Source organism: Streptomyces sp. SID5910 (assembly GCF_009862125.1).
Classification (GTDB): Bacteria; Actinomycetota; Actinomycetes; order Streptomycetales; family Streptomycetaceae; genus Streptomyces.
Genome location: NZ_WWHX01000131.1, coordinates 1 through 2807 on the forward strand (window position 1 = coordinate 1; position 2807 = coordinate 2807).

A 2807-nucleotide genomic window follows, 5' to 3' on the forward strand; every position below is an offset into this window, starting at 1 on the left:
TCCGAGACGCAGCACCGACGCCACCACGTACAGCGCCGCGATCATCCCGAGCATCCCGACCATCGCCGACACGAACGCGTCCGTCAGCCCGGCCTCCCCGCCCATCCGCTCGACCACCGCGCGGGCCTGCGCGTTGTCGCCGACCAGCTCGGCCGCGCCCTCCGTCATCCCGCCGTAGACGACCCCGGCGAGAAGGAAGCCGGCGCTCCAGCCGAGCACGCTGCCCCGCTGCAACCGCCAGGCCAGCGCGCCGGCCGTGCCCAGCCGGCCGTGCGCCGGGCCCGGCCGGGTCGGCAGGAAGCTCATGCCGAGGTCCCGGCGCCCGGCCAGTCCGTAGGCGACCGCGCCCTGCGCCACGGCCGCGCCGGCGAACAGGAGCAGCACCCACCACCGCTCGGCGGCGAAGGCCCGCAGGTTCTCGACCCAGCCCAGCGGCGACAGCCACGTCAGCACGGACGAGCCGTCGGCGGCCCCCGAGTCGCCCGCCGCGCGCAGCACGAACGCGGCCCCGAGGACCCCCGCCGTCAGCCCCCGCGCCAGCCGCGCGCTCTCCGTGAGCTGCGCGACGACGGCCGCCGCCGTGGCGAAGACCATCCCCGCGCCCGCGACCCCGAGCCCGAGCGCCACCGCCCCGGCCACGCCCTGTCCGGCCAGCCCGGCGGCCACCAGCACCGCCAGGACGCCGTTCGCGACGGCCACCGTCAGCAGCGCCGCGGTCAGCGAGGCCCGGCGGCCGACCATCCCGGACGCGACGACCTCCTGCCGGCCGCTCTCCTCCTCGTCGCGGGTGTGCCGCACGACGATCAGCAGGCTCATGACGGCCGCGAGGGCGGCCGCGTAGACGCCGACGCGCCAGGCGGTGAGCGCGCCGAGCGAGTCGTCGAAGACGGGGCCGACCATCGCGCGCAGGGAGGAGTTGGTCTCCATCTGCCGCAGCAGGTCGGCGCGTTCGGCGGCGGTGCCGTACAGGCCCCGGAGGGTGCCCGGCATGGACAGCACCATGAGCGCGTTCACCGCGACCCAGACGGGGATCTGCACCCGGTCGCGGCGCAGGGCGAAGCGCAGCAGTGTGCCCGTACCGGCAAGCTGACGGGAGGCCAGGGGGCGTACGGCGAAAGTCGTCGTCATCGGGCCGCCGCCTCGGTCTGGTAGTGGCGCAGGAACAGCTCCTCCAGCGTCGGCGGCGTCGACGTCAGCGACCGCACGCCGGACTCGCCGAGCGACCTGAGCACCGCGTCCAGCTTGTCGGTGTCGACCTGGAGCCGCACCCGGCGGCCCTGGACGTCGAGACCGTGCACGCCCGGCAGACGGGCCAGCCCGTTCGGGGGCCCGGCGAGTTCGGCGGTCACGCTGGTCCGGGTCAGATGGCGCAGGTCGGCCAGCGAGCCGCTCTCCACGGTGCGGCCCTTGCGGATGATGCTGACCCGGTCGCACAGCTCCTCGACCTCGCTGAGGATGTGGGAGGAGAGCAGGACCGTCCGGCCGCGCTCCCGTTCCTCGGCGACGCAGCGCTGGAAGACCTCCTCCATCAGCGGGTCGAGCCCGCTCGTCGGCTCGTCCAGGATCAGCAGATCCACGTCCGAGGCGAAGGCCGCGACCAGCGCGACCTTCTGCCGGTTGCCCTTGGAGTACGTCCGGCCCTTCTTGGTCGGGTCCAGCTCGAACCGCTCGACCAGTTCCGCCCGGCGCCGGGTGTCCAGGCCGCCGCGCAGCCGCCCGTAGAGGTCGATGACCTCGCCGCCGGAGAGGTTGCGCCACAGCGTCACGTCGCCGGGCACGTACGCGATCCGGCGGTGCGCCTCCACGGCGTCGGCCCACGGGTCGCGGCCGAGCACCTGGGCGGCGCCCGAGTCGGCGCGCAGCAGGCCGAGCAGGACGCGGATGGTGGTGGACTTGCCGGCGCCGTTCGGGCCGAGGAAGCCGTGGACCTCGCCGGCCTCGACGTCCAGGTCGAGGCCGTCCAGCGCGTGCGTCCGGCCGAACGACTTGTGGAGTCCGGAGACGCTGATTGCCTTCGTCATGGTTCGGAACGTACGCTTCTTTCAGAAATTTGTGAAGTTAAGAAACCGTCAGGGTTGTGAGAGATGATCGGACGATGACGGAAGAAGCGGATGCGAGGGGACCGGGGCGCGATCCCGAGGCGGTGTCGAGGTTCGTGGAGGGCTTCGCCGCGCAGCTCGTCGAGGCCGGGATGCAGCGGATGCCGGCCCGGGTGTTCGCCGCGCTGCTCGCCTCCGACTCGGGCTCCCTGACCTCCGCCGAGCTGGGCGAACAGCTCCGGGTCAGCCCGGCCGCCGTCTCCGGGGCCGTCCGGTACCTCGCCCAGCAGCACATGGTGTCGCGGGAGCGGGAGCCCGGCTCGCGGCGAGAGCGGTACCGGGTGCACAGCAACCAGTGGTACGAGGCGCTGACCAACCGCGAGGCGGTCCTCAAGCGGTGGGAGAGCGCCCTGCGCGACGGCGTCGCGAGCCTTGGCGCCGGGACCCCGGCGGGCCGCCGCATGGCCGAGACGCTGGCCTTCTTCGAGTTCGTCGACGGCGAGATCGCGGCCATGATGGAACGCTGGCGCGAACACCGCGAAAAGGTCTTCGGCGCCTGAACCTCGCCAGGCGTCGCCGCAGCGGGCCGGTCCTCCACCCCGGCGGTCGGAGCACGATGGGCCACCGCAGCGGGCCCCGCCGGCACCGGGCGGCGTGAGTCCCGCATGCCTCCCGGGCTCCCTCACCCCGGCGGGAGGCCGCACTGGGCGGCGTCAGCCCCCGCACGCCTCCCGGGCCCCCCGGCGGGACCCCGCACCGGGCGGCGTC

General features: G+C 74.3%; 3 protein-coding genes. 1 reads left to right on the plus strand and 2 read right to left on the minus strand.

What is annotated here, in order from left to right; genetic code table 11:
- Positions 1 to 1128, minus strand: a 1128-nt coding sequence (locus GTW67_RS04845; protein ID WP_161163554.1) for an ABC transporter permease, incomplete at its 3' end; no start/stop codon positions are given.
- The gene (locus GTW67_RS04850) at positions 1125 to 2021 is read right to left on the minus strand and encodes an ABC transporter ATP-binding protein (RefSeq protein ID WP_161163555.1); all 897 of its coding nucleotides are present in this window, start codon (positions 2019 to 2021) and stop codon (positions 1125 to 1127) included. The genes GTW67_RS04850 and GTW67_RS04845, both read right to left, overlap by 4 nt.
- Positions 2022 to 2095: 74 nt before the next feature.
- Here GTW67_RS04850 and GTW67_RS04855 point away from each other — a divergent pair, with 74 nt between their 5' ends.
- Positions 2096 to 2599 (plus strand): GbsR/MarR family transcriptional regulator, encoded by a 504-nt coding sequence (locus GTW67_RS04855; protein ID WP_202436825.1) that lies wholly within the window; start codon positions 2096 to 2098, stop codon positions 2597 to 2599.
- Positions 2600 to 2807: the final 208 nt, after the last annotated feature.